The sequence below is a fragment of the Micromonospora andamanensis genome, assembly GCF_016863495.1.
Lineage (GTDB): Bacteria > Actinomycetota > Actinomycetes > Mycobacteriales > Micromonosporaceae > Micromonospora > Micromonospora andamanensis.
In genome coordinates, this window is sequence record NZ_BOOZ01000015.1 from 112,655 (window position 1) to 136,838 (window position 24,184).

The window sequence follows — 24,184 nt, forward strand, 5'->3', positions numbered from 1 at the left end:
CGACGCGCCCCGATCGGGTGGCAGTGGCATCCGATCGGGGCGACGCGCCGCCCCGGCCCGTAGCGTCGGAGCGGAATGCCCACGAGGTGAGGAGCGGGTCGTGACCGAGCCGGAGGAAGAGCGCGAGAAGAGCGCGAAGACCGACCCGGTGCTGTTCTCCCCGGACGGCGACCCCCACCACAATCCGGCGCAGACCCCGCTGCCCGACGAGCACCCGCCGGTGACGTACTCCCACGACGGCGAGACCGACGTGATCGACGGCGATCAGTAGGAGCTAACGCGTCGCGGCGGTCAACTCGTCGTCGTAGGTGACCAGGGCACGTCCGTCAGCGGAGTAGGCGACAAGCCGCCCGTGCACCATGGTGGCCGACCGGAACGAGAACGTCCGCACCCCCGGATAGGCGGCAAGCAGCGGGATGCTGCGCGGCGGACCGCCCGGAGCGGAGTGGTAGTCCAACCGCGCCACCTGCTCGGAGACCACGCCGTTGACGCGCACCTTCGTCTTCTCCCGACGGGTGCCGAAGGTGACCGGGGCACCGGTGCCGTAGTGGGCGCACTCGACAGGCCCCCGGCACACGAAGAAGTACCGTGCGTTGACCACGTCGGGGAGGCGGTACGCCTTGAAGGTGGGGTCGGCTCCGGCGGGTAACGGCTGCACGGCGAAGAACGCGAGCGCACCGAGCGCCGCGACGCCCACCCGCGGCCATCCTCGCCCGGTGGGCCGGGTGCGGTGGGTACGGGCGGCGGTGAGCGCGACCGCGCCGAACCCGGTCACGCAGAGCGCGACGGTGCCGATGGCACGGGCGTTCTCGAAGAGGAACTGCACACCTGGTCGCATCGACACCGGAGCCAGCACCGCGCCCAGCGACAGCACCATGCTGGCCAGCAGCAGAGCACCGGCGACCCGCCGGGCGACACCGACGGCACCCACCAGCAGCATCGCGGCGAGGACCGTCCACACCTGGTGGTGGGTCCAGGAGACCGGGGACGCGGCCACCGTGGCGCAGCCGACAAGCACCGCGGCGTGCCCTGGACGCCCCAGCCGGGACAGCGCCCGGGCCCGCAGCAGGGCCAGCGCGCAGATGACGGCCACCAGGGCGGCCCAGACCAACGGGAGGGACCGCTCGTCCAGGCCGAGGCGAAGCAGCATCCCGTGCACGGACTGGTTACCCAGCGACGCCAGGTTGCCGATCCGGGAGGTCTGGGCGACGGTGCCCGCCCAGTAGGTCAGGCTCTCGGCGGGCAGCACCACGAGGGCGAGCGCCCCGCAGGTGACGAAGGCCCCCAGCGCGCGGGCGGCGTCGCGGTACCGGCCGCAGGCCAGGAAGTAGAGCACGAACAGCAGCGGAGTCAGTTTGATCGCCGCCGCCACACCGATCAGCACGCCGCGCATCCGCGACGGCGGCGCCATCGCGTCGAGCAGAGCCATCAGCACGATGAAGATGCTCACCTGACCGAAGCGCAGGTTGCTCTGCACGGGCGCGGCGATCATCAGCACCGCCGCGACCGCCGCGATGCTGACAGGCGCCGACGTCCCCGTGCGAGCACCGGCCACGCCTCGGCCCGGCGCGGCGGTGCGGCCCGTGACCAGCGCGCGACCGACGGGTACGGCGATGGCGACCACGGCCGCGCAGGTCGCCGCCAGCCAGACCGCCTCGACCACGCCGAGCGGAACCGTCGTGATCGGCCAGAGGACGAGCGCCGCGAACGGCGGGTAGGTGAACGGTCCACCGTTGGGCGCCACGTACCCGTACAGCGGACGCCCGGCCCGCAGGTCGGTGAGCGCTCCGTGGTAGATGTGCAGGTCGGACAGGCGATCGGGGCGGCGCAGCACAAGCGCGACGGAGACCAGTGCCGCCACCGCGAAGCCCACCCACAGCAGCGTCGCCCGATGATCCCGCATGGACAGAGAATAGGGGTGCCCGGACCGCTCGGCGCGGCCCCGCCACCGCTCAGCGCGGCTACTCCACCACACCTTGTTACGCGTCCACGCTGGCGAAGACAATCATCGATGTTCTGAGAGCCGGACGAGGTAGGGCACCGGGCAGCCCTCGATCGGAACACCACCATGTCCCCTTCCGTCCGGAGGACCCGTTCCATGAGAAAAGCGATCCGACTGTGGTGCGCCGCCCTGGCAACCATCGTCCTGACCGCGCTCGCCGCGCTGTCGCTCCCGACATCGGCGTCGGCCGCGACGCTCACCGAGGTGACGAACTTCGGTGCCAATCCGAGCAACCTACGGATGTATCTCTACGTACCGGACCGGGTCGCGCCCCGGCCGGGCCTGCTGGTCGTGGCCCACTACTGCACCGGCAACGGGCCCGCGATGTACTCGGGCACCCAGTTCGCACGCCTGGCCGACCAGTACGGCTTCATCGTGATCTACCCGTCGGTGACCCGCAGCAGCCAGTGCTTCGACGTCTACTCGCAGCAGGCGTTGCGTCGCGGTGGCGGCAGCGACCCGGTCGGCATCATGTCGATGGTGGATCATGTGCGGAGCCGCTACTCCGTGGACCCGGCCCGGATCGCCGCGACGGGCACCTCGTCCGGAGCGATGATGACGAACGTCCTGCTCGGGCTCTACCCGGACGTCTTCCGCGCCGGCGCGGCCTTCGCCGGGGTACCCTTCGGCTGCTTCGCCACCACCGGCGGCTCGGAGTGGAACAGCGAGTGCGCCAACGGGCAGATCAGCCGCACCCCGCAGCAGTGGGGAGACCTGGTCCGCAACGCCTACCCCGGCTACACCGGCCCACGGCCCCGGATGCAGATCTGGCACGGCACCAATGACGACATCCTGCGCTACCCGAACTTCGGCGAGCAGGTCAAGCAGTGGACCAACCTGCACGGGCTGAGCCAGACCCCGACCTTCACCGACAGCCCGCAGTCGGGTTACACCCGGACCCGCTACGGCGGTTCCGGCGGTAACGCGCCTGTCGAGGCGATAAGCATGCAGGGCGTGTCGCACAACCTGCCGGTCGACGCCGCGCAGGCGATCCGCTTCTTCGGGCTCGACGCCGGGCCACCCACGCCGACGCCGACCAGCCCGACCCCCACGCCAACGCCCACCCCAACGCCGACGCCGACGCCGACGCCCACCCCAACGCCGACGCCCACCCCGACGCCCACGGTTCCGCCGGGCACGGGCTGCCGGATCGGGTACGCGGTGAACGCCTGGAACACCGGACTCACCGCGTCGGTGACCATCACCAACACCGGCACCACAGCCGTCAATGGTTGGAATCTGGCGTTCACCCTGCCTGCCGGGCAGACCATCACGAACGGCTGGAACGCGACCTACTCACCGACCTCCGGGGCGGTGACCGCCCGCAACGTCTCCTACAACGCCGCGATCGCGCCCAACGGCTCGGTCACCATCGGCTTCCAGGCCAACCACGGTGGCAACACCGCCCGTCCGCCCTCGTTCACCCTCAACGGCACTCCCTGCTCGGTCAGCTGACCGTCACCCCGCCCGCTCGATCCGGTGTCCGTACGGGTGTCGCCCGTACGGACACCGGCGACGGCCGGACCGGCCCGACGCCATTGGCCTTGGCGACGATGGGAAGATATATTCCTGTCGATGCCAGGAAAGCGCTTGCTCTGCGTCGTTCACCACTCCGGCACGCGCTCCACCGCCACCACACCCGTACCCGGAGGAACCCGCATGCTGCTCAGCACCTGTAGACGAACGTCTCGACGCTGGCTGGTCGCCGTCACCACGCTGGCGCTGCTCGGCGCCGGCGTGGTGGTCGCCTCACCCAGCGCCCAGGCCGCGACAGTCGATCCCAACGCCACGTACGTGTTCGTCAACCGACACAGTGGCAAGGCGATGGACGTGTGGAACTGGTCCACCGCCGACAACGCCCCGATCAACCAGTACGCCCGCAACGACGCCGCCGTGCAGCAGTGGCGGTTCGTCGACGTCGGCAGCGGCTACTACCAGGTCCGCTCCGTGCACAGCGGCAAGGTCCTCGAACTGCCGAACGCCACCGACGGCGTGCAACTCGTGCAGAACGCCGCCGCCAGCGGCAACACCCGTCAGCACTTCCGACTCGCCGACTCCGCCGGCGGATACGTCCGGTTCCTCAACCGGCACTCCAACAAGGCCCTCGACGTCTGGGGCTGGTCCACCGCCGACGGCGGCATGATCTCCCAGTACCAGGACGTCGACGGCGCCAACCAGCAATGGCAGCTCGTCGCGCTGGGCGGCGGCAACGGCAACGGTTGCGGCAGCGGCTCGTTCCAGGCCGAGGCGGTCCTCAACGGCGGCACCTGGACGTCCCGCAACGGTGGCAGCACCGTCTACACCGGCAACAGCATGCAGGCCGCCGTGCAGGCGGCGGTGAACAGCCTCAGCGCCGGCCGGACCAGCAAGCAGCGGGTCGTGGTACGCGGCTCCGGCTCGATCAGCGCCGGCTCCCGCATCTCCCTGCCCAGCTACACGACAATCGACGTCTGCGGCACGATAAACGTGACGGGGTCCGGCTCCGGTGACCAGGCACCCATCTACTCGCGCGGCACCACCCAGGTAGAGGTGCAGAACCTCAGTGTCACCGGCACGCCGCTCTACGGCATCTTCATGCGCAACGTGACGAACGTGATCCTCGGCCAGATCGACATGCGGCTCTCCGCCGGGCTCGGAATCCGGATCGACAACCGGGGCGACACCAGCCAGTGGACGCGCAACGTACGCATCGACAACGTCTACGTGTCCGGCAGCAGCACCCACGCGGTGGAGACGTACGGCGTGGACGGCCTGACCGTCGGCACCGTGACCGCCCGTAACGTCGGCGGCTCCGGCCTGCTGCTCAACGAGACAATCAACGCCACGGTGACCACCGTCGACGCGGAGAACGCCGGGACCGGCACCGGCTACGCGGCGTTCCGCACCGCCAACCGCGCCGGGCGGATCGGCTCCAGCTACCCGATCAACATCCGGGTCGGCACGGTACGGGCACGCGGCGGCGGTCGGGGCATCTTCTGCGTCTCCGAGTCCGGCGGCGTGGCGGTCAACCGGGTCGACATCGCCAACACCGGCAACAACGCGATCCTGCTCGAGAACTGCTACGGCGTGGACATCGCGGCCGGCGGCGGAACGATAAGCGGCGGCGGCGAGGTCCGACTGGCCGCGCGCACGGAGTTCCCCGGCAACCGGGACATCACCCTACGCAACTTCACCCTGGTCAACAGCCGGATCCTGGAGAGCCCCTGCACGAGCAACCTGACCATCAGCAACATCACTCTCAGCAACTCCAGCATCAGCCGCTGCTGACCGTCCGCGGGGTGTCGGCCCCTCGTCGGGAGACCGACGGGGGGCCCTCGTCCGTACCGGGCCGGGCCGGTTGACAGATCATGAGGGCGATCCCAGACTGGCTCGCGTCGATCCCGTCGGCCGCCCACGAGGAGCCTGGATGAAGATCGCCGATGCCCGGGTCATCGTCACCTGCCCCGGACGCAACTTCGTCACGCTCAAGATCGTGACGGACGACGGGGTGACCGGGGTCGGCGACGCCACCCTCACCGGCCGGGAACTCGCTGTCGCGAGTTACCTGACCGAGCATGTCGTGCCGCTGCTGATCGGTCGGGAGGCCGACCGGATCGAGGACACCTGGCAGTACCTCTACCGGGGCGCGTACTGGCGGCGCGGGCCGGTGACCATGACCGCCATCGCCGCCGTGGACACCGCGCTGTGGGACATCAAGGGCAAGGTCGCCGGCCTGCCCGTGTACCAGTTGCTGGGTGGCCGCAGCCGCGACGGTGTCACCGTCTACGGCCACGCTCAGGCGGCCACAGTGGACGGCCTGCTCGCCGACGTGGCCCGCCACCTCGATCTCGGGTACCGCGCCGTGCGGGTGCAGTGCGGCGTGCCCGGCGTGGCCGACAGCTACGGCGTGGGACGGGACGGACTGCCCTACGAGCCGGCGGGCGCGGCGATTCCAGCCGAGAACGGGTGGAACAGCGAGCGGTACCTCACCCACATGCCGTCGGTCTTCGCCCAGGTCCGCAGCGAGTTCGGGCCGGAGGTGAAGCTGCTGCACGACGTGCACCACCGGCTCACCCCGATCGAGGCGGCCCGGCTGGGCAAGTCCCTGGAGCCGTACGCGCTGACCTGGCTGGAGGACCCGGTGCCTGCGGAGTTGCAGGAGGGCTTCCGGCTGATCCGCCAGCACACCACCACGCCGATCGCGGTCGGCGAGGTCTTCAACTCCATCTGGGACTGCCAGCAGCTCATCACCGAGCAGCTCATCGACTACGTACGGGCCACAGTCGTGCACGCGGGCGGCATCACCCACCTACGCCGCATCTTCGACCTTGCTCACCTGTACCACGTACGAAGCGGCTCACACGGCACCACGAGCCTGTCCCCGGTGTGCCTGGCCGCGGCCCTGCACCTGGATGTCAGCATCCCCAACTTCGGCCTGCAGGAGTACCAGCCGTACCCCGAGGCGGCCGATGCGGTGTTCCCGCACTCGTACCGCTTCGCCGACGGTTTCCTGCACCCGTCGGAGCAGCCGGGGCTCGGCGTCGACATCGACGAGGAGTTGGCGGCGCGGTATCCGTACCGGCCGGCGGCGCTGCCGGTGAACCGGTTGGAGGACGGCACGCTGCACGACTGGTGACAACGCCGAGGCCCGGCGCGGGATACCCGCGCCGGGCCCGGTTGGTACGTGTGGATCAGCTGCCGGTGCAGGTGGGCGTACCGGATGGACCGGTGCCCGTGCCCTGGAAGCCGAACTCGGTGGTGGCGCCCGCGTTCACGGAACCGTTGTAGCTGACGTTGCGGAACGTCACGTTGCCGCTGGTGCCGCTGGCCGTGGCGTTCCAGGTGTTGGTCACCGAGCTACCACCCGGAATCCCGACGGTCACCGACCAGCCGTTCAATCTGGCGGAGCCCGCGGTGACCCGGATCGTGGCCACGAAGCCACCGTTCCACTGGTTCAGCGAGACCGAAGCGGTGCAGCCGGATCCGCCGGGCGGCGGGGTGGTCGGCGGCGGGCTGCTGGGCGGCGGCGTGGTCGGCGGGGGCGTGGTCGGCGGCGGGGTGGTGGGCGGCGGGGTGGTGCCGCCCGCGTTCAGCGCTTCGAGCGTCGCGGTGTACGCCTGCTTCTTGTTTCCGTTGTTGTCGAACAGCAGCGGGGTGCCGTACGAGCGCCACGAGTCGCTGTCCCGGATGCCCCACACGGTGATGCCGTTGCACCGCGGGACCGCAAGGCAGTCCTGGACCACCCGACGGTACGTGTCCGCCTGCTGGGTGCCGGAGCCTTCGATGTCCAGCTCGGTGATCTGCACGTCCACGCCGAGAGCGGCGAAGCTGGACAGCGTGGTGCGGTAGTTGCTGTTGTACGCCGACTGGGCGTTGAAGTGCGACTGGAAGCCGACGCAGTCGATCGGCACGCCGCGCTGCTTGAAGTCCTGCACCATCCGGTAGACGGCCTGGGTCTTGGCCCAGGTCCAGTTGTCGGTGTTGTAGTCGTTGTAGCAGAGCTTGGCGCCGGGGTCGGCGGCCCGGGCGGCCCGGAACGCGGCCTCGATCCAGTCGTTACCGGTGCGCTGCAGGTTCGAGTCCCGCCGCGCGCCACTGTTGCCGTCCTCGAACGCCTCGTTCACCACGTCCCACGAGTCGATCTTGCCGCGGTAGTAGGTCGCTACCCGGGTGACGTGGTTGAGCATCGCGTTGCGCAACGCGGTGCCCGACATGTTCCGCATCCACTCCGGCTGCTGCGAGTGCCAGGCCAGGGTGTGACCCCGGACCTTCCAGCCCCGGGACAACGCGTGGTTGACGATCCGGTCCGCGTTCGTGTAGGTGAACCGCCCCTGCTGCGGCTCGAGCGCGTCGATCTTCATCTCGTTCTCGGCCGTGACCGAGTTGAACTCACGGTTGAGGATGCCGACGTAGGTGGAGTCGGAGAGCTTGTTCGCCGCCACCGCAGCACCGAAGTAGCGGCCTGACTGCGCGGCAGCCGCCCCGAGGGTGGATTCGGCAGCCTGGGCACTGGAGGTCGCCACGACCATACTGGTGGCGACGAGGGCGAGACCGGCTGCGGCCGAGACCAGCGCGGCGCGCGGTCGCAGTCGGGTAGCCAGCCGCCCGCTGGCGCGGGCGAGGGCGTTGTTCATGGCATGAGCCTTTCGACGAAGCCGTGCTGATGAGAAGCCGGCCCCGACTACTGCCCAGCACGATGGCCCTCCGTCGCCGACGCGGTCGCCCGGATGCCGCGTCGGCCGGTGCATTCAGCCGACCATCGTGAGTAGATCGAGGCTGTTGTATCGAAAACCTTATCGAAACAGGTCCGAAAGCTCAACGCGCCCCAGCAGTCTTCGACCATTCGTCCGAGCCAAGGATCGCCTCCGGCACCGGTGGCGCGCCACGGCCAACACCGTCAGGCAGGCGAGATCAGTGCCCCCGAAAGTTTCGGCCCGTGCGATCGGCCCGCGGCCTCGTCGCCGAGCACGTCGGCCAGCCACCGCAGCTGTCGTCGGACGTGAGTGGCGTCGCCGTGCTCGTGGCCGTTGAACGGGTAGACATGCATCGTCCGCTCCGGCGGCGGCCCACCGACGGCCGCGCCGTAGTGGTTGTAGGCGGCGAATCCGGTGCTCGGGGGGCAGATCATGTCCCGCAACCCGATCCCGAAGTGGACCGGCGCGACAGCCCGACGGGCGAAGCTCACCCCGTCGACGTAGGACAGGGTGCGCCGTACGGCCGGCTCCGCGTCGCGGTTGACCGCGAGGTAGTTGACGATCTCGCCATAGACCCCGACCTCGGTGATCTCGATGCCCCGTTGCAGGTGGCAGAGGAACGGCGCGGTGGTGAGCACGGCAGCCAGCTCGACGTCGAGCCCGGCGACCGCCAGAGCCAGCCCGCCGCCCTGACTGTTGCCCGCCGCCACGACGCCGTGCGGATCGACCCCCGGCAGGGCCCGCGCGGCCTCGACCGCGCGCACCGCGTCGGTGATGAGCCGACGGTAGTAGTAGCCCTCCGGGCTCAGGATGCCTCGGGTCACCGGCGAGGGCCCGCCCTGTGCCTGGCCGTGCGGGTCCGGCGTGTCCCCCGCGCCGTACTGGCCCGACTGGCCCCTGGCGTCCATGAGCAGATGGGCGTACCCGGCGACCGGCCAGGTCAGGCGCTCGTGCGGCAGACCCCGGCCCCGGCCGTAGCCGACGTACTCCACGATCACCGGCAACGCGTCGGTCACCCCGGCCGGACGGTTGTACCAGGCCCGGACCGGGTCGCCCGCGAAGCCGGCGAAGGTGACGTCCCAGCTGTCCACCAGGCGAAGGTCTGTCGGTTCGGGACGGACGTCGAGCAGCACCGGCGACTGTGCCGCCGAGTCCAGGGTCGATCGCCAGAACTCGTCGAAGTCGGCCGGCTCGGGGACGGTCGGCGCGTACTGCCGCAACTGCTCCAGCGGCAGGTCGAACAGGGGCATGGCTCCTCGCAGCGGATCGGTCAGGGATGTGTGGGTGGTGGTGCGGTGCTCTCCCGGATCACCAGCTCGGCGACGAGATCTATCCGGCTGGTGGGCAGGGCGTTGCCGCGGGCGAGATCGAGCAGCATCTGGGTGGCGGTGCCGGCCATGTCGCGCAGCGGCTGGTTGACAGTGGTCAGGGCCGGCCCGACCCAGGCGGATAGCGGAAGGTTGTCGTACCCGACAACCGACACGTCACCGGGAACGTCGAGGCCGAGCTGCCGGGCCGCCCGCAGCACCCCCAGGGCCTGCAGATCAGAACCGGCGAAGATCGCCGTCGGTCGGTCGGACCGGCTGAGCAACTCGACGCCGTGCGTATAGCCGGCGTCGAGGTGGAAGTTGCCGTGGCGGACCAGCGTGGCGTCGATCGGGATGCCGAGTTCCTCGTGGGCGCACCGGAAGCCGGCCGTGCGAGCCCGGGCGCAGAGCACGTCCCGGGGACCGGAGATGACAGCGATCCGGCGATGCCCGAGGTCCAGCAGGTGCCGGGTGGCGATCAACCCGCCGTTCCAGTTGTTCGACCCGACGGTGGGCACCGAGGCCACGCTGGCGCTGTCGGTGTCGATCACGACCACCGGAATCGACTGGCGCTGCAACTGTTGCCGCTGGGCGTCGGTGAGGTTGCACATCACCAGCAGCACCCCGAGCGGACGTCGAGCTATCGCCGCGTCGACCCAGGACTGCGGCGGCCGGCGGGCGGCGCTGAGCTGTGAGAGCACCACGTTCACCCCGGTGAGGGTGGCGACCGCCTCGACGCCCCGGATGATCTCCAGGGCCCAGTCGGAGCCGAACTCGTGGAACACCAGGTCGATCTGGCCTTCGCCGGGCGCCCGGCGGGCCCGCCTACGGTAGCGATGTCGTTGCAGGCTGGCCTCGACCCGCGCCCGGGTCACCGCGGCGACGTCCGACCGTCCGTTGAGGACCTTGGAGACCGTCGCGGAGGAGACACCGACCTCCCGGGCGATGGTCGCGATGGTCGCGGAGCCCAGCGCTGCCGGCGAACGCTTATCTGCCATCCGATCCTCTGCAACGAGTCCGAAAATTTCGGAGACTCTAGCACGGTGCAGGCCGGCGGAAGGTGACCCCTGTCAATGGTGGCCACTCGTGGCGGTGAATCCCGGCAATCGCTTACCAGCACGGCAAGTGTGGTCTGAACAGTCTTTCCGTGCCTCTTGACATGCCCTGTTGACGCCCTTAGGTTCCCGGACACAGATGCCGAACAGGTTTCCGAAAATTTCGATACTCGCCGTGTCCCACGGCGGTCGGCGTGGCCTGCCGGGAGAGCCTCCCGGACCCGGCCGGAGGGGTTCGCATGACAAGTCAGCTGCCCGTCGACGACCGATTGGCGTCCCCCCACGCCGATCGATGGCGCGACCCGAAGCTGCGACCGGACGAGCGGGCCGACGCGCTCATCCCGCTGATGTCGCTTGAGGAGAAGCTCGCCCAGCTGGTCGGTCTCTGGGTCGGCGCGGACGCCTCCGGCGAGGGCGTCGCTCCCCACCAGACCGACATGGTCGAGCACATCCCGCCCTGGTCGGATGCGATCCGGTACGGCCTGGGGCAGTTGACCCGGCCGTTCGGGACCGCGCCCGTCGACCCGGTCCTCGGTGCGCGGTCCCTGGCGGCATCGCAGGCGCAGATCGTGGCGGCGAGCCGGTTCGGCATTCCGGCCCAGGTGCACGAGGAGTGTCTCACCGGTTTCGCCGCCTGGCGGGCCACCGTCTACCCGGCGCCGCTGAGCTGGGGCGCGGCGTTCGACCCGGAACTGGTGGAGGAGATGGCCGGGCTGATCGGCCGGTCGATGCGGGCCGCCGGCGTCCACCAGGGGCTCGCCCCCGTCCTCGACGTCACCCGGGACTACCGCTGGGGGCGTACGGAGGAGACGATCGCCGAGGATCCCTACCTGGTCGGCACGATCGGCGCGGCATACGTACGCGGGTTGGAGCGGGCTGGAGTCGTGGCGACGCTCAAACACTTCGCCGGCTACTCAGCCTCCCGGGGCGGGCGGAACCTGGCGCCCACGGCGATGGGACGCCGGGAACTGGCCGACGTGATCCTCCCGCCCTTCGAGATGGCGCTACGGCTCGGCGGAGCGCGATCCGTCATGAACTCGTACGCCGAGATCGACGGCGTGCCGGCGGCGGCCGACGAGGATCTGCTCACCCGGATGTTGCGCGAGCAGTGGGGCTTCGACGGGGTGCTCGTCGCCGACTACTTCGCCGTCCGCTTCCTGGAGACCCTGCACGGTGTCGCCGCCGACGCCGCGGCGGCGGCGCGGCTGGCCCTGCGAGCCGGCATCGACGTCGAGTTGCCCACTGTGGACGCCTACGGCGCGCCCCTGGCTGCGGCGGTACGCTCCGGCGAGGTCAGTGAGCGCCTTGTCGACCGTGCCCTGCGGCGGGTGCTGATCCAGAAGATCGAGCTGGGTCTGCTCGACGAGGGCTGGCGCGAACTGCCGGCCGAGGTCGAGGCGCTGCGCCTCGACGACGAGGCAAGCCGGTCCGTCGCCCTGCGGCTGGCCCGCCAGTCCGTCGTCCTGCTCCGCAACCGGGACGGACTGCTGCCCCTCGCCGCCGACCAGCGGGTCGCGCTGGTCGGGCCGGTCGCGGACGACGCGATGGCGATGCTCGGCTGCTACTCGTTCCCGCTGCACGTGGGCGTGCACCACCCCGAGCACGGCACGGGGGTCGAGATCCCGTCGCTGCGCGAGGCGCTCCACCTACGGCATCCGCAGCTCACCCACGTGCCGGGCACCGGCATCACCGGCGACGACACCTCCGGAATCGCCGCGGCGGTCCAGGCGGCCACCGACGCCGACGTATGCGTCCTGGCCGTCGGCGACCGGGCCGGCATGTTCGGCCGGGGCACCTCCGGCGAGGGCTGCGACGCGGTCGACCTCCACCTGCCCGGAGTACAGGCCGAACTGGTACGCGCGGTGCTGGCCACCGGCACCCCGGTGGTCCTGGTGGTGCTCTCCGGTCGCCCGTACGCGCTGGGAGACCTGGTGGACGACGCCGCCGCCGTGGTGCAGGCGTTCTTCCCCGGCCAGCTCGGCGGTCAGGCGCTCGCCGAGATCCTCACCGGCGAGGTGGACCCGACCGGGAGGCTGCCGGTAAGCGTGCCCCGGCACGCCGGTGGCCTGCCCGGCACCTACCTCACTCCGCCCCTCGGCCGACGCACCCAGGTGTCGTCGGTGGACCCGACGCCAGCGTTCCCGTTCGGCCACGGTCTCAGCTACACCACCTTCGAGTGGAGCGACGCCGAGGTGATCGACGCGCCCACCGGCGTCACCGGTGCGCCTGTGGACTGGCCTGTCGACGGGGAGGTGACGGTCGGCGTCACGGTCCGCAACACGGGTGCCCGGGCCGGCACCGAGGTCGTCCAGCTCTACCTGCACGATCCGGTGGCACAGACCACCCGACCGGTGGTACGCCTGATCGGCTACGCGCGGGTGCCGCTGGATCCGGGCGGGGCGGCGCGGGTCATCTTCACGGTCCACGCCGACGTCACCTCGTTCACCGGCGTGCACGGCCGACGTGTGGTCGAACCCGGCGAGGTGCAACTGCGGCTCAGCCGCTCCAGCGGTGACGCGCCCGCCAGTCTGCCGCTGCGGCTGACCGGCGACGAACGCGAGGTCGGTCACCACCGTGAGCTGCTGTCCCGGGCGAGCGTCGAGCCCGTCGCCGGGCCCACGCCGGGGAGTCGGTCATGAGCACCACCACCACGCTGACCCCGTCGACACCCTCCCCCGGCAGGACCACGCCGGATCCGCCGCCACGGGCCGCCCGTCACACCTGGCGCCGGGCGCTGCGCCGGGACTGGCAGCTCTACTCGCTGGCGATCCTGCCGCTGCTGTTCTTCCTGATCTTCCGGTACCTGCCGATGCTGGGCAACGTGATCGCCTTCCGGCGGTTCCAGCCGGGCGGCAACATCTTCGGCGAGTACTGGGTCGGGCTGCGCTACTTCAAGATGTTCCTGAACGACCCCACGTTCTGGAACGTCTTCACCAACACCCTGGTGCTGGGCGCGCTGACCCTGCTGTTCTGCTTCCCCCTGCCAATCGTGCTGGCGTTGCTGCTCAACGAGGTGCGGGCCCGCCGACTGAAGCGCTTCGTGCAGTCGGTGTCCTACCTGCCGCACTTCCTGTCCATCGTGATCGTCGCGGCCATCGTCATGCAGTTGCTGTCCATGGACGGCACGATCAACCAACTCGTCCGCGCCGGTGGCGGTGAGGCGGTCCCGTTCCTGCAACGGCCGGAGTGGTTCCGCACCATCTACGTCTCCTCGGAGGTCTGGCAGACGGTTGGCTGGGGCACGATCCTCTACCTGGCCGCACTCACCACAATCGATGATGACCTCTACGAGGCGGCTCGGATCGACGGCGCCAACCGGTGGCGGCAGACCTGGCACGTCACGCTGCCGGGCATCAGACCGACGATGGTGACGCTGCTGATCCTCAACATCGGCACCTTCATGGCGGTCGGCTTCGAGAAGATCCTGCTGCTGTACAACCCGCTCACCTATCCGACCGCCGATGTGCTGTCCACCTACCTGTTCCGGATGGGCTTCGCGTCCAGCAACTTCAGTTACGCCGCGGCGATCGGGCTGTTCGAGGCGGTGATCGGGTTGATCCTGGTCGTCTCGGCGAACCTGATCGCCCGCCGCACGGTGGGGACGAGCCTGTGGTGACCGTCGACGCGACCGAGAGGCCGACCGGATCCGCGCCCCGCCCGCGTCGCCGGGGCATCCAGGAGACCCGGGGCTACCGGGTGTTCCAGGTGGTCAACGGGATCATCCTGACCCTCGTGGTGGTGGTGACGCTCTACCCGTTCGTCAACATCGTGGCCCGCTCGTTGAGCGACGAGGCGTACATCATCGCCGGTCAGGTGAACCTGGTGCCGCGCGGTTTCACCCTGGACACCTACCAGTTCCTGATGTCCGACCCGTTGTTCTGGACGAACTACCGCAACACCGTGTTCTACACGGTCACCGCCACTGTCATTTCGATCGTGATGACCACCTGCTACGCGTACGTGCTGTCCAAGAAGCAGCTCAAGGGACGCAGCGCCCTGGTCGGCATCGCGGTCTTCACCATGTTCTTCACCGGCGGCCTGATCCCCAACTACGTCCTGGTCACCAGCCTCGGCCTGAAGAACAGCGTCTGGGCCATCGCGCTGCCCAACGCGATAAACGTGTTCAACCTGCTGGTGATGAAGGCGTTCTTCGAGAGTCTGCCGACCGAGTTGGAAGAGGCCGCCGCCGTGGACGGTCTCAACACGTACGGCATCCTGCTGCGGATCGTGCTGCCGCTGTCGAAGGCCATCGTCGCCACGATGGTGCTCTTCTACGCGGTGGCCTTCTGGAACTCCTGGTTCGCGGCGTTCCTCTACATGGACCGGCAGGAACTGTGGCCGGTCACCGTGTACCTCCGCAACCTGATCGCCGGCGCCACCGGCGCGGAGAACGTCGGGTCGATCACCGAGGCCAACGAGGTACAGGCCGAGGCGACCCTCAAGGCCGTCACCATCGTGCTCACCACCCTGCCGATCCTCCTGGTCTATCCCTTCGTCCAGCGGTACTTCGTCCGGGGCATCATGCTCGGCGCGGTCAAGGGCTGACCAGAGGCACCACCCCTCCCACCACCGAGTTGAAAGGATCCCGCCATGTTCCGCAGATCGTGGCGTCACGCGGCGGCGGCTGCTGCCGTGCTGCTAGCCCTCGGCAGCGTCACCGCCTGTGGTGACGACTCGTCCGACAGCGAGGACCTGTCGGAGAACCGGGCCGGCGCGATGGAGAACTACGCCGTCGGTACCCAGTTCAAGGCCACCGAGCCGCTCTCCTTCTCCGTCCTCTACAACAACCACCCCAACTATCCGCTCAAGGAGGACTGGCTGTTCTGGACGGAGCTGCAGTCCCGGACGAACGTCAGCCTCGAAAAGGTCTCCGTGCCGCTGAGCGACTACAACCAGAAGCGCAGCCTGCTCATCGGTGCCGGTGACGCGCCGCTGCTCATCCCCAAGACGTATCCGCCGGACGTGCACGCGTACGTCTCCTCGGGGGCGATCCTGCCGGTCAGCGACTACCTCGATCTGATGCCGAACCTCAAGGACAAGATCGAGAAGTGGAACCTGAAGCCCGAGATCGACACCCTGCGCCAGCAGGACGGCAAGTTCTACCTGCTGCCCGGCCTGCACGAGAAGCCCTGGCACGAATACTCCCTGGCGGTCCGCACCGACATCCTCGAAGAGCTGAACCTAGAGGTCCCCAAGACCTGGGACGACGTCTACACCATGCTCAAGGCGATGAAGGCGGCGCATCCGGACGTCTACCCGTTCTCCGACCGGTTCAGCCAGCCCAACCCGGCAGGTAACCTGCTGAACATGCTGGCCGTGTCGCACGGCCTGGCGGGTGCGGGCTGGAACTTCCAGCACGTCACCTGGAACGCCCAGGCGCAGCAGTTCGAGTACACAGCCGCCACCGAGCACTACCGGCACATGCTCGAGTACCTCAACAAGCTGGTCGCGGAGAAGCTGCTCGACCCGGAGAGCTTCACCCAGACCGACGACCTCGCCCGGCAGAAGCTCGCCAACGGCAAGTCCTTCGTGATCAGCAGCAACGCGCAGACGTTGGTAAACGACTACCGGCCGGACCTGGCGGCGACAAACCCTAAGGCCAAGATCACCAAGATCCCGCTGCCGGTCGGACCGGCCGGCGAGATCAACCCGGCCAGCCGGCTGGAGAACGGCATGATGATCTCCTCGAAGGCCCGCGAGAGCAAGAACTTCGTGGCCATGATGCAGTTCGTCGACTGGCTCTGGTACTCCGACGAGGGCCAGGAGTTCGCCAAGTGGGGCGTCGAGGGCACCACCTTCGTCAGGGACGCCGCCGGCAAGCCCACTCTCGCCCCGGACGTCGACATGATCGGCCTCAACCCCGGCGCGCCGAAGCACCTGCAGAAGGACTTCGGCTTCGGCAACGGGGTGTTCTCCTACGGCGGCAAGCCCGAGCTGGTGCAGGGCTTCTTCTCCCCCGAGGAGCAGGAGTTCCAGCAGGTGATGAACGCCCGAGCGCCGAAGTCGCCGCCACCGCCGTACCCGCTCAGCGACGAGGAGCGGGAGCAGGTGTCGCTCTGGGAAACCCCGCTGAAGGACCACGTCTACCAGGCGACGCTTCAGTTCATCCTCGGGCAGCGTGACTTCGCCCAGTGGGACGCGTACGTGGCGGAGCTGAAGAGCAAGAGCATGGACGCCTATCTGGAGACGGTGAACGGCGCCTACAAGCGCTTCCAGGAGAACAACTAGCAGACGTGTCCGGTCCGGTCGTGTCGGCGCGACCGGACCGGACACCCTTCCCGCGAGCACGAGGACGACGATGCCCATCACCGTTGCGGAGCAACAGGTCGGCCGGCCACCCGGCGCGGAGACGTCGTGAGCACCGCGACCCCTCGGGAGTTCGGTGCCGGCCCGCTGTCCCGGAGCGCGGCGCTGATCTACACCCTGCTCGTGGTCGAGTTGCTGCTGCTGGTCTGCGCGGCCCCCGGCCTGGTCGCGCTCTTCGCGCTGGAGCGGCACGTGAGCAACCTGCCGCTGGTGGCGGTCTGCGCGGTGCCGCTCGGCCCGGCGTTGTCCGCCGCGCTGTACGCCCTGCACCGACAGCGCCTCGACCTGACCGAGCTGCACCCGTGGCGGCTGTACTGGCGCGGCTACCGGGCCAACCTGACCGGCTCGCTGCTGGTCTGGGTGCCGACGCTGCTGTGGCTGACAGTCATCGCGGTGAACCTGGTGAACCTGCCGGCCGCCGGGGTACCCGGGTGGTGGGCCGTGCCGCTGGTGCTGGTCGGCATCGGGGTGGCAGTGGTCGGGATCAACGCACTTGTCATCACGTCGCTGTTCACCTTCCGGCTGCGTGACGTGTTCCGGCTGGCCGGGTACTTCGTGCTGCGTACCCCGGTGGTCGCCGTCGGCACCGCTTTGCTGCTGGTGGCGGCGACGGCGCTCACCATTGTCGCCTCGGAGGCGGCGCTCGCCGCCCTCGGCTCGGTGCTGGCGCTGGCGCTTGTCCGCGGCGGTGCGCCGATGATCGACGTCATCCGCGAGGAGTTCGTCGAGTGAGCCTGCCGGTGACGCCGAAGGTGCCGTTCGGTGGCGACTACAACCCCGAGCGGTGGCCCGAGCCGGGGTGGGACGACGACCGGCTGTTCGAACGGGCCGCGATCGACACCGTCACCAGGCCGCGACGGAGCCCTGACCCCCGTCCTCGCTGGGCGGCGCTGACGCCGATCTGGGTGGCGGGTGTGCCTGCGTGTCGGTCAGCGCTGCGATGCTCGGGGTGACCGATGGGCCGCGAGCCAGTCCACGGCGAAGTCGACAAGCTCACGCTGGCGCATCAGGCGACACTCCGCCGCGCCCACCCGCCCGGACCACGCGCTGCCGGTCGTCTCGAACGCGGCGCCGATCTGGTCGAAATCGCTCTCGTCGGTGTCGACGTCCTGCCAGCGGGTCCAGGCTCGGCCGGTAGCGGTACGCACAGCCGAGCCCTCCCACCGACGCGGCGGGCCGGGCAGGCGATACTCGGCCAGGTGCAGCGACGTGTTGCTGTCGTGCCCGGCGCCCAGCAGTAGGACATCACCGTCCAGCCGGTAGACGGCACCGACCGGCGAGCGCTCCCCCAGCATCTCGTCGAGCTGGTGCCCGGCGACCACCGCTTCGGCGGCCGGGCCGACGGCCGCGAACGAAACCTGCGGGTGGTCGCTGCGCTGCGCGCCCGGCCAGGTACGGACGGTCTCCGCGACCACGCCCATCCACCGGCTCGGCGTCACCGCCGGATCGAACCCGGGCATGTGTGCGCGGATCACCGACCACCACGACTCCGGCACCGGTGGGTGCCGCCAGCCGGCCGGGTCGGTGTTGTCGGACGTGTGCGTCGGCACCACCAGGGTGCCGTCCGGGCCGAGTGCGTCGAGCAGCGCCTGGACCACCGCGACCGGGCCGCCGCAGACCCAGCCGAGCGCTTTGAGCGACGAGTGCACCAGCAGCACCGATCCGCGCCGCACACCGAGCGAGGTCAGGTCTTCGGCGAGGGCGGCGCGCGTCCACGGCAGGTCAGCTTCGATCGCCGGATCCTACCCGGCCGGCGCCTTACCTGACGGCCGGTGCACCGTCCACCGTGGGCAGCGGCAGAGGCCTCTCACTCGGTTTCGGCGGCGAGGGTGAGCAGGTTGCCGCGTACCTTTTCGAGCAGCTCGACCAAGGCGGCTCGGGTGTCGTCCGTCATCCCGGCCGTCGCGGTCTCGGCGAGCGTACGCCAGGCCGCTTCGATCTCCGGGATGGCGGCCCTGCCCTTGCGGGTCAACTGGACACGGGTGGCGCGACGGTCGCCCGGCACCGCCTCCCTGAGGAACCAGCCGCCCTGGTGCAGGCGACTGAGGCTGCGGGTCACAGTGGGCTGCTCCACGCCGAGCCGAGCGGCGATCTCGGAGACCGTCATGCCGTCGGGCTCCTGGCCGAGCATCCACAGCAGGACGTCCTGGCCCGGATGCAGGCCGAGCGCGCTCAGCACGTCGGCCTGCGCGCTCCGGTACAGCTTCGCCACCTTGACCAGGGCCTTGTTGGTGGCCAGCACATCCGTGAGCTCCACCTGGGCAGTGTACGAGTTGACGAGCAGGCGCCCACTGGTACATAGTCGGCTAACCTATAGCCGGCTATGGAGATGATGATGGAAACCGGTTTGTCGAACAGGGTCGCCCTCGTCACCGGGGCCTCCGGAGCGATCGGCCGAGCCACGGCCCTGCACCTGGCGGCCGAAGGCGCCGCCGTCGCCGTGTCCTGGCACACCAACCACGACGGTGCCCGGGACGTCGTCGACACCATCACTCGCACCGGCGGTCGGGCCCATGCCGTCCGCCTGGACCACGGCGTGCACACCGCCGTGCCCCGCGTCATCGAGGAGATCACCGAACGGCTCGGGCCGATCTCCGCCCTGATCGCCAACGCGGTGCAGTGGCCCGCCTTCGACGCGGACGAGATCGATGGCCTCAGCACGTCGCTGACCGTCAACACCGTCGGCCCGCTGGCGCTGATCGATGCGGCTCTGCCGGCCATGCGCGCTGCCGGCTGGGGACGCGTCGTCGTCGTGTCGACCGACATCGTCGGGCAACCCATGGCCGGGCCGATCGCCTACGCCACCGCCAAGGGCGCGCTGGAGACCGCCGCCCGCGTGCTCGCCGTCCGGGAAGCCCGGCACGGCATTCTGACGAACATCGTGCGCCCCGGGTTCACCCTCACCGACAAGGTGCTGAGCGCCCCGTTCCTCGGCCCGGAAGCGGTAGCGGCCGAATCGGAGAAGACCCCCACCTGTCGCATCTGCACTCCCGACGACATCGCCACCGCCATCACCTATCTGGCCTCGGCGGCGAACGGCCATGTCAACGGGCAGACGTTGTCGCTGGCGGGTGGCCGCGAACTCGTCCGAGGCTGACCTCGGCACGCTCCGCCGATCTCCGACCGTACCGACGCGTGAGCTGACCGGCGACGCGCCCTGCGCGGCGCTTCGCTAGGACGGCCACCCCCGACGTCGGCCGGTGAGCCCGAGGACCCGGTCAAGCAGGGGAGCATCGTCGGGCTGGGTGATCGACGGCCCGAACGGGCCGGCGGTGCCGTCGCTGCTGGCCTGTTGGGACACCAGGCGGTGGACCGCGTCGAGGGTCTGGTCATCGACGTCGTACGGCTGCCCGGTCGCGCTGGCCAGATCCCAGCCGTTCGCTTCCCTCCTCGTGAACACCCCCGCACGCTACGCGCCCGGACCGACAACGCGGTCCGGACCAGCGGCCGGTGCCGGTGCGCCCGGTGCGGCGTCGCGCCACTGGGTGGGGGTCACGCCGTGTTCGGCGCGGAAGCGTTTGATGAAGTAGCTGACGTCGGGGTAGCCGACCCGGCGACTGATCGCCGCCACCGTCAGGTTGGTGTCGGTCAGCAGCAGGCGGGCCTGCTGCATCCGGCGCTGCGCGATCCACCGCTGCACGGTCCGGCCGGTCCTGCGGCGTACCACAGTGGTGAGATGCCCGGCGGTGAGCGCCAGTTCGGCGGCGACGTCGGCAAGCGAGATGGGCTCCTGGTAGCGCCGCTCGATCACCTCGAAGACGGCCGCGAGCAGCGGTTCCTCCGCCGAACGCAGCTGGTCGGCGACGGCTGTCGGCAGCCGGGCCGCGGCCACCAGCAACAGGGTCAGGTGGGCGAGGGCGGCCTCCTGGTGACCGTCGCGCCGGGCGCGCAACTCGGCGTCGAGTGACCCGAGGCGCTCGACCCAGCCCGCCCGGTCGGATGGCGGGATACGCAGGCGCTGTGCCCGGTGGGTGCCGTGGGCGAACGGGAGAAGCAACGGGTGCGACCGCCACGACGAGTAGGCCCCCGACGCACCGGGCCGTACCACGTCGGTCGGGAACCACACAGCCCAGCCGTCGGTGACAGTCGCCTCGATCGGGTCGAGGAAGGAGACGACCTGCCCCGGTGCGATGACGAACAGGTCTCCGTCGGTCACCGCCCACCTGCGGCTGTCGATCACCAGCCGCCCGTCCGCCCGGTGCGCGTAGAAGAGCACCAGGAAGTCGTGGGTGTGCGCGCCGGCCGGGCCCACGACCGGCGTGTCCGGTCGGACGCGGGCCACGGCGACCGGGGCGACGCCGGCTGTCCGGCCGAACCCGATGACCGGCACACCCTGTCCGGTCACTCCGATTGCGCGCGGCGCTGGAACCGAACTTCGTCCTATCCGGTCCACAGTTACGCCATTGCCCACGGTGTCGCGCTCCATGACGCTGAGAGTACGACCGAACTTCGTCTGACATGGAGCACCGAATGGCCGGGAAGCACCACCCCGATCACGCACAGCAGTACCTGCCCGGCATGGGTAGGCACTGGCTGCTTCCGCTCTACGATCCGTTCTCCCGCCTCGCGGGCATCGGGCGGATCCACGGACAACTGATGGACCGGGCCAACCTCCGGTCCGGCCAGCGGATCCTGGAGATCGGCTGCGGCACCGGCAACCTGCTGACCGCGCTCGGGCGCCGACTGCCCGGCATCGACGCGTTGGGCATCGACCCGGACCCGGCCGCGCTGCGCCGGGCGCGCCGCAAGGCGGCCCGGCGCAGGCTACCGATCCGATACGAGCAGGCGTTCGCCGGCGCGCTACCCCTGCCCGACGACAGCGTCGACCGGGTGCTCTCCGCGTTCATGCTGCACCACCTCGACAGCGACGAACACACCCGGGCGCTGGGCGAGGTCAGGCGGGTGCTGCGTCCCGGCGGCGAACTGCACGTCCTCGACTTCGACGGCACCCCGTCCGGACGGGGAGGGGGTAGGGCTCACCGCAACCCTCGGCTCGCCGCCAGCCTCCCCGAGCGGGTACTGGCCGCGCTTGTCGACGCCGGCCTGACCGGCGTCGCGCCTAACGGCGGGGGCACGGCGTGGTTCGGCCGCTTCGCCTTCTACCGGGCCGAGGCATCCTGAGGAGGACACCGCAGCCGGCCGTGGGCACCGCGGCCGCACCGCTGTCGGCTCAGTGCAGCGGGCGGCCGTACGCGTCGGGTACCCCGGACTTGCGGTGGAAGTAGGCGTTCAGCTGGTCCCGCCACTCGCGCGCGCACCGCAGCTGCTCGTCGAGCCGCTCGGTCACCCGGGCGTGCACCGCCGCGTCCACCAGCCCGACAAGCGGCTTCCAGCGCAGGCAGGCCGCCTCCACCTCGGCCACCCCGTCGAAGTGGGTGTCGTAGATGTGCTGGATGACGGTGCGACCGCTGTGCAGCACGTGCTCGTACGGCACGTGGTGGAAGAAGAGCAGCAGCTCGTCGGGGCAGGTGACCGAGGATTCGTACACCCGGGACCACGGCCGCGGGTACTGGGCGGTGAAGCCGGTGCCGGTGGCGCGGGTACGATCCACGCCCACCCCGTCGCGGTCGGCGAAATGGTACGTGCCCCACGGGGTGTACTCGTATCCGTCGACGTCCGGGCCGTAGTGGTGCCCCGGCCGCACCATGAACCCCACGCCCAGCGGGGCGGTGTAGCGCTCGTAGGTACGCCACGAGTCGTCCATGATCTCGTGCAGGGTGCGGCGGAGCAGGTCCGGGTCGGCGCTGGTCTCCGGATGGAAGGTCAGCTCGATCCACTCGTCGAGCAGCTCCGCCGGTCGCAGCCGCGGATCCCAGGCGAGCCGGCCGAAGGCGTACAGGTTGGCCTGGGCCAACGGGTGCCCGGTCCAGAACGGGTCGTCGCCCACGTTGGAGACGGCGACCAGGCCGCCGCCGTCGGCGGCCACGTCGGCGACGGTACGTCCGTCGTCGCCCCACCCGAACCGCAGCACCTCGCTCCACCAGGGAGCCAGATAGCAGACGTGCCGCTGCTGGCCGGTGTACTCCTGGGTCGCCTGGAACTCCACAGCCTTCAGGGTGGCGGGCATCGCGGTGATCACCGGGGAGACGGGTTCCCGGGTCTGGAAGTCCAACGGGCCGTGCTTGACCTGCACGATGACGTTGCCCCGGAAGCGGCCGTCGAGCGGGGCGAAGTGGTCGAACGCGGCCCGTGCACGGTCGGTCGAGCGGTCGCGCCAGTCCTGCCGATGGTTGTAGACGAAGGCCCGCCAGTGCACCACACCGCCGTGCGGCGCCAACGCCTCGGCGAGCAGGTTCGCACCGTCGGCGTGGTCGCGGCCGTAACTGAACGGACCCGGTTGTCCCTCCGAGTCGGCCTTGACCACGTAGCCGCCGAAGTCGGGAATGCGGGCGTACACCGCCCGGGTGGTCTCGGCCCACCAGGCCCGCACCGCGTCGTCGAGCGGGTCCGCGGTGGGCAGCCCGGCGAGCACGACAGGCGCGGCGAAGGTGACCGACAGGTGCACCCGGATGCCGTACGGGCGAAACTCGTCGGCGATCTCGGCGACGTCGTCGAGCCGCTCGGTGAGCAGCCGCGCCTCGGTGGCGTGGACGTTCACGTTGTTCACCGCCACCGCGTTGATCCCGCAGGCGGCCAGCAGCCGCGCGTACGCCCGCACCCGGGCGCGGTCACGCCGGGGCCGGCCGTCGTGCCAGAAGATCGACCCGCCGGCGTAGCCGCGCTCGACCTGCCCCATCACCGGGTGCACGTCGACGTTGTCCCAGTGGTCGAGCATCCGGCGGTCCATCGCGGGGCGGTGCGGCTGCGCCGCGTGCGGTGCGCCGAATGCCGCCTCGCCGAGGCGGATCAGGTGGAACAGCCCGTGCAGCAGCCCGGCCGGCTGGTCGGCGAGCAGCACCGTGACCTCGCCGTGGCGGGCCAGCGCGTAGCCCTCCGCGCCGAGCGGCCCACCGTCGACGGCGTGCAGGTCGGTCAGGGCGGCGTCGAGTTCCGCCGGGCCGCCGTCGCCGACCGCCGCGACCAGGGCGAGCACGAGGGCCGGTGGCGGCCCTTCGGTGTCCCGCCGGACGCTGCCGCCGTGCTCGGCGCAGGCCCGCTCGACCTCGGCGAAGACGGTGTCGACGAGCCGTCCCGCGCCGCGGACGAGGCAGTGCCGCGAGCCGATCGCGCGGAACACCTCGGACGGCAACCAGGCGGGGTGGACGTCGGTCGGAGCGGGGCCGGTCATTGCGCAGATCGTAACGTTCCCACCAAAGGCGTCAAGATACTTCCGGAAGTTCCGGCGGTCGGCGGACACGCCCCGGAGAGCGCGCCCGCCGACCTGCCGACCCGGTCGGCGGA

General features: G+C 70.2%; 20 protein-coding genes. 11 read left to right on the forward strand and 9 right to left on the reverse strand.

Translation table 11 applies throughout. The features are described from left to right. Positions 1 to 100: 100 nt before the first annotated feature. Positions 101 to 271: a hypothetical protein gene (locus tag Van01_RS15405; protein ID WP_204007424.1), complete on the forward strand. Its 171-nt coding sequence runs from the start codon at positions 101 to 103 to the stop codon at positions 269 to 271. 3 nt (positions 272 to 274) lie between these two features. Here the strand turns inward: Van01_RS15405 and Van01_RS15410 are convergent, their stop codons facing one another. Then, positions 275 to 1,903, reverse strand: coding sequence for a glycosyltransferase 87 family protein (locus Van01_RS15410; protein ID WP_204007426.1), 1,629 nt, complete (start codon positions 1,901 to 1,903; stop codon positions 275 to 277). Between the two features lie 195 nt (positions 1,904 to 2,098). On the opposite strand from Van01_RS15410, the gene Van01_RS15415 reads away from it, so the two are divergent. From Van01_RS15415 to manD, 3 genes are all read left to right on the forward strand, one after another. Beyond that, the gene (locus Van01_RS15415) at positions 2,099 to 3,457 is read left to right on the forward strand and encodes an extracellular catalytic domain type 1 short-chain-length polyhydroxyalkanoate depolymerase (RefSeq protein ID WP_204007428.1); all 1,359 of its coding nucleotides are present in this window, start codon (positions 2,099 to 2,101) and stop codon (positions 3,455 to 3,457) included. 204 nt (positions 3,458 to 3,661) lie between these two features. Next, entirely contained in the window at positions 3,662 to 5,269 is a 1,608-nt protein-coding gene (locus tag Van01_RS15420) for an RICIN domain-containing protein (protein ID WP_204007430.1), read from the forward strand. A gap of 139 nt (positions 5,270 to 5,408) precedes the next feature. After that, positions 5,409 to 6,617 (forward strand): D-mannonate dehydratase ManD, encoded by a 1,209-nt coding sequence (gene manD, locus Van01_RS15425; protein ID WP_204007432.1) that lies wholly within the window; start codon positions 5,409 to 5,411, stop codon positions 6,615 to 6,617. Between the two features lie 55 nt (positions 6,618 to 6,672). On the opposite strand, the gene Van01_RS15430 is transcribed toward manD, so the two are convergent. From Van01_RS15430 to Van01_RS15440, 3 genes are all read right to left on the reverse strand, one after another. Next, positions 6,673 to 8,115 (reverse strand): endo-1,4-beta-xylanase, encoded by a 1,443-nt coding sequence (locus Van01_RS15430; protein ID WP_204007434.1) that lies wholly within the window; start codon positions 8,113 to 8,115, stop codon positions 6,673 to 6,675. A 263-nt stretch (positions 8,116 to 8,378) separates the two neighbouring features. After that, positions 8,379 to 9,425, reverse strand: coding sequence for an acetylxylan esterase (locus Van01_RS15435; protein WP_204007436.1), 1,047 nt, complete (start codon positions 9,423 to 9,425; stop codon positions 8,379 to 8,381). A gap of 20 nt (positions 9,426 to 9,445) precedes the next feature. Then, a complete protein-coding gene (locus tag Van01_RS15440) occupies positions 9,446 to 10,480 on the reverse strand; it encodes a LacI family DNA-binding transcriptional regulator (protein ID WP_204007439.1) in 1,035 nt (344 codons plus the stop codon). A gap of 296 nt (positions 10,481 to 10,776) precedes the next feature. Between Van01_RS15440 and Van01_RS15445 the strand changes: the two genes are divergently transcribed. The 5 genes from Van01_RS15445 to Van01_RS15465 all read left to right on the forward strand — a co-directional run bounded on the left by Van01_RS15445 (position 10,777) and on the right by Van01_RS15465 (position 17,575). After that, positions 10,777 to 13,176, forward strand: a complete 2,400-nt coding sequence (locus tag Van01_RS15445) for a beta-xylosidase/alpha-l-arabinosidase (RefSeq protein ID WP_239099096.1) — start codon at positions 10,777 to 10,779, stop codon at positions 13,174 to 13,176. Next, positions 13,173 to 14,153, forward strand: coding sequence for an ABC transporter permease (locus Van01_RS15450; RefSeq protein ID WP_239099097.1), 981 nt, complete (start codon positions 13,173 to 13,175; stop codon positions 14,151 to 14,153). The genes Van01_RS15445 and Van01_RS15450 overlap by 4 nt, the downstream gene beginning before the upstream one ends. Then, positions 14,150 to 15,082, forward strand: coding sequence for a carbohydrate ABC transporter permease (locus tag Van01_RS15455; RefSeq protein ID WP_239093859.1), 933 nt, complete (start codon positions 14,150 to 14,152; stop codon positions 15,080 to 15,082). The genes Van01_RS15450 and Van01_RS15455 overlap by 4 nt, the downstream gene beginning before the upstream one ends. 45 nt (positions 15,083 to 15,127) lie before the next feature. Further along, positions 15,128 to 16,765, forward strand: coding sequence for an ABC transporter substrate-binding protein (locus Van01_RS15460; protein ID WP_204007443.1), 1,638 nt, complete (start codon positions 15,128 to 15,130; stop codon positions 16,763 to 16,765). Between the two features lie 126 nt (positions 16,766 to 16,891). Further along, positions 16,892 to 17,575 carry a DUF624 domain-containing protein gene (locus tag Van01_RS15465; protein ID WP_204007445.1) on the forward strand — a complete coding sequence of 228 codons (684 nt, stop codon included), beginning with the start codon at positions 16,892 to 16,894 and terminating at the stop codon, positions 17,573 to 17,575. A gap of 197 nt (positions 17,576 to 17,772) precedes the next feature. Here Van01_RS15465 and Van01_RS15470 read toward each other — a convergent pair whose 3' ends face one another. Together Van01_RS15470 and Van01_RS15475 are read right to left on the reverse strand one after the other, a co-directional pair. Beyond that, positions 17,773 to 18,516, reverse strand: a complete 744-nt coding sequence (locus tag Van01_RS15470) for an AAC(3) family N-acetyltransferase (RefSeq protein ID WP_239099098.1) — start codon at positions 18,514 to 18,516, stop codon at positions 17,773 to 17,775. A 134-nt stretch (positions 18,517 to 18,650) separates the two neighbouring features. Next, positions 18,651 to 19,100, reverse strand: a complete 450-nt coding sequence (locus Van01_RS15475) for a MarR family winged helix-turn-helix transcriptional regulator (RefSeq protein ID WP_204007447.1) — start codon at positions 19,098 to 19,100, stop codon at positions 18,651 to 18,653. A 90-nt stretch (positions 19,101 to 19,190) separates the two neighbouring features. Between Van01_RS15475 and Van01_RS15480 the strand changes: the two genes are divergently transcribed. Continuing rightward, entirely contained in the window at positions 19,191 to 19,940 is a 750-nt protein-coding gene (locus tag Van01_RS15480) for an SDR family NAD(P)-dependent oxidoreductase (protein ID WP_239099099.1), read from the forward strand. Positions 19,941 to 20,015: 75 nt separating this feature from the next. Here Van01_RS15480 and Van01_RS15485 read toward each other — a convergent pair whose 3' ends face one another. Next, on the reverse strand, positions 20,016 to 20,243 hold the full coding sequence (locus Van01_RS15485) for a DinB family protein (protein WP_204007451.1): 228 nt from the start codon (positions 20,241 to 20,243) through the stop codon (positions 20,016 to 20,018). Between the two features lie 9 nt (positions 20,244 to 20,252). Then, positions 20,253 to 21,173, reverse strand: coding sequence for a helix-turn-helix transcriptional regulator (locus tag Van01_RS15490; RefSeq protein WP_204007638.1), 921 nt, complete (start codon positions 21,171 to 21,173; stop codon positions 20,253 to 20,255). Between the two features lie 140 nt (positions 21,174 to 21,313). Here Van01_RS15490 and Van01_RS15495 point away from each other — a divergent pair, with 140 nt between their 5' ends. Next, entirely contained in the window at positions 21,314 to 21,964 is a 651-nt protein-coding gene (locus tag Van01_RS15495; RefSeq protein ID WP_204007453.1) for a class I SAM-dependent methyltransferase, read from the forward strand. Positions 21,965 to 22,013: 49 nt separating this feature from the next. Here Van01_RS15495 and Van01_RS15500 read toward each other — a convergent pair whose 3' ends face one another. Further along, a complete protein-coding gene (locus Van01_RS15500) occupies positions 22,014 to 24,071 on the reverse strand; it encodes an alpha-glucuronidase (RefSeq protein ID WP_204007455.1) in 2,058 nt (685 codons plus the stop codon). Between the last annotated feature and the right edge of the window lie 113 nt (positions 24,072 to 24,184).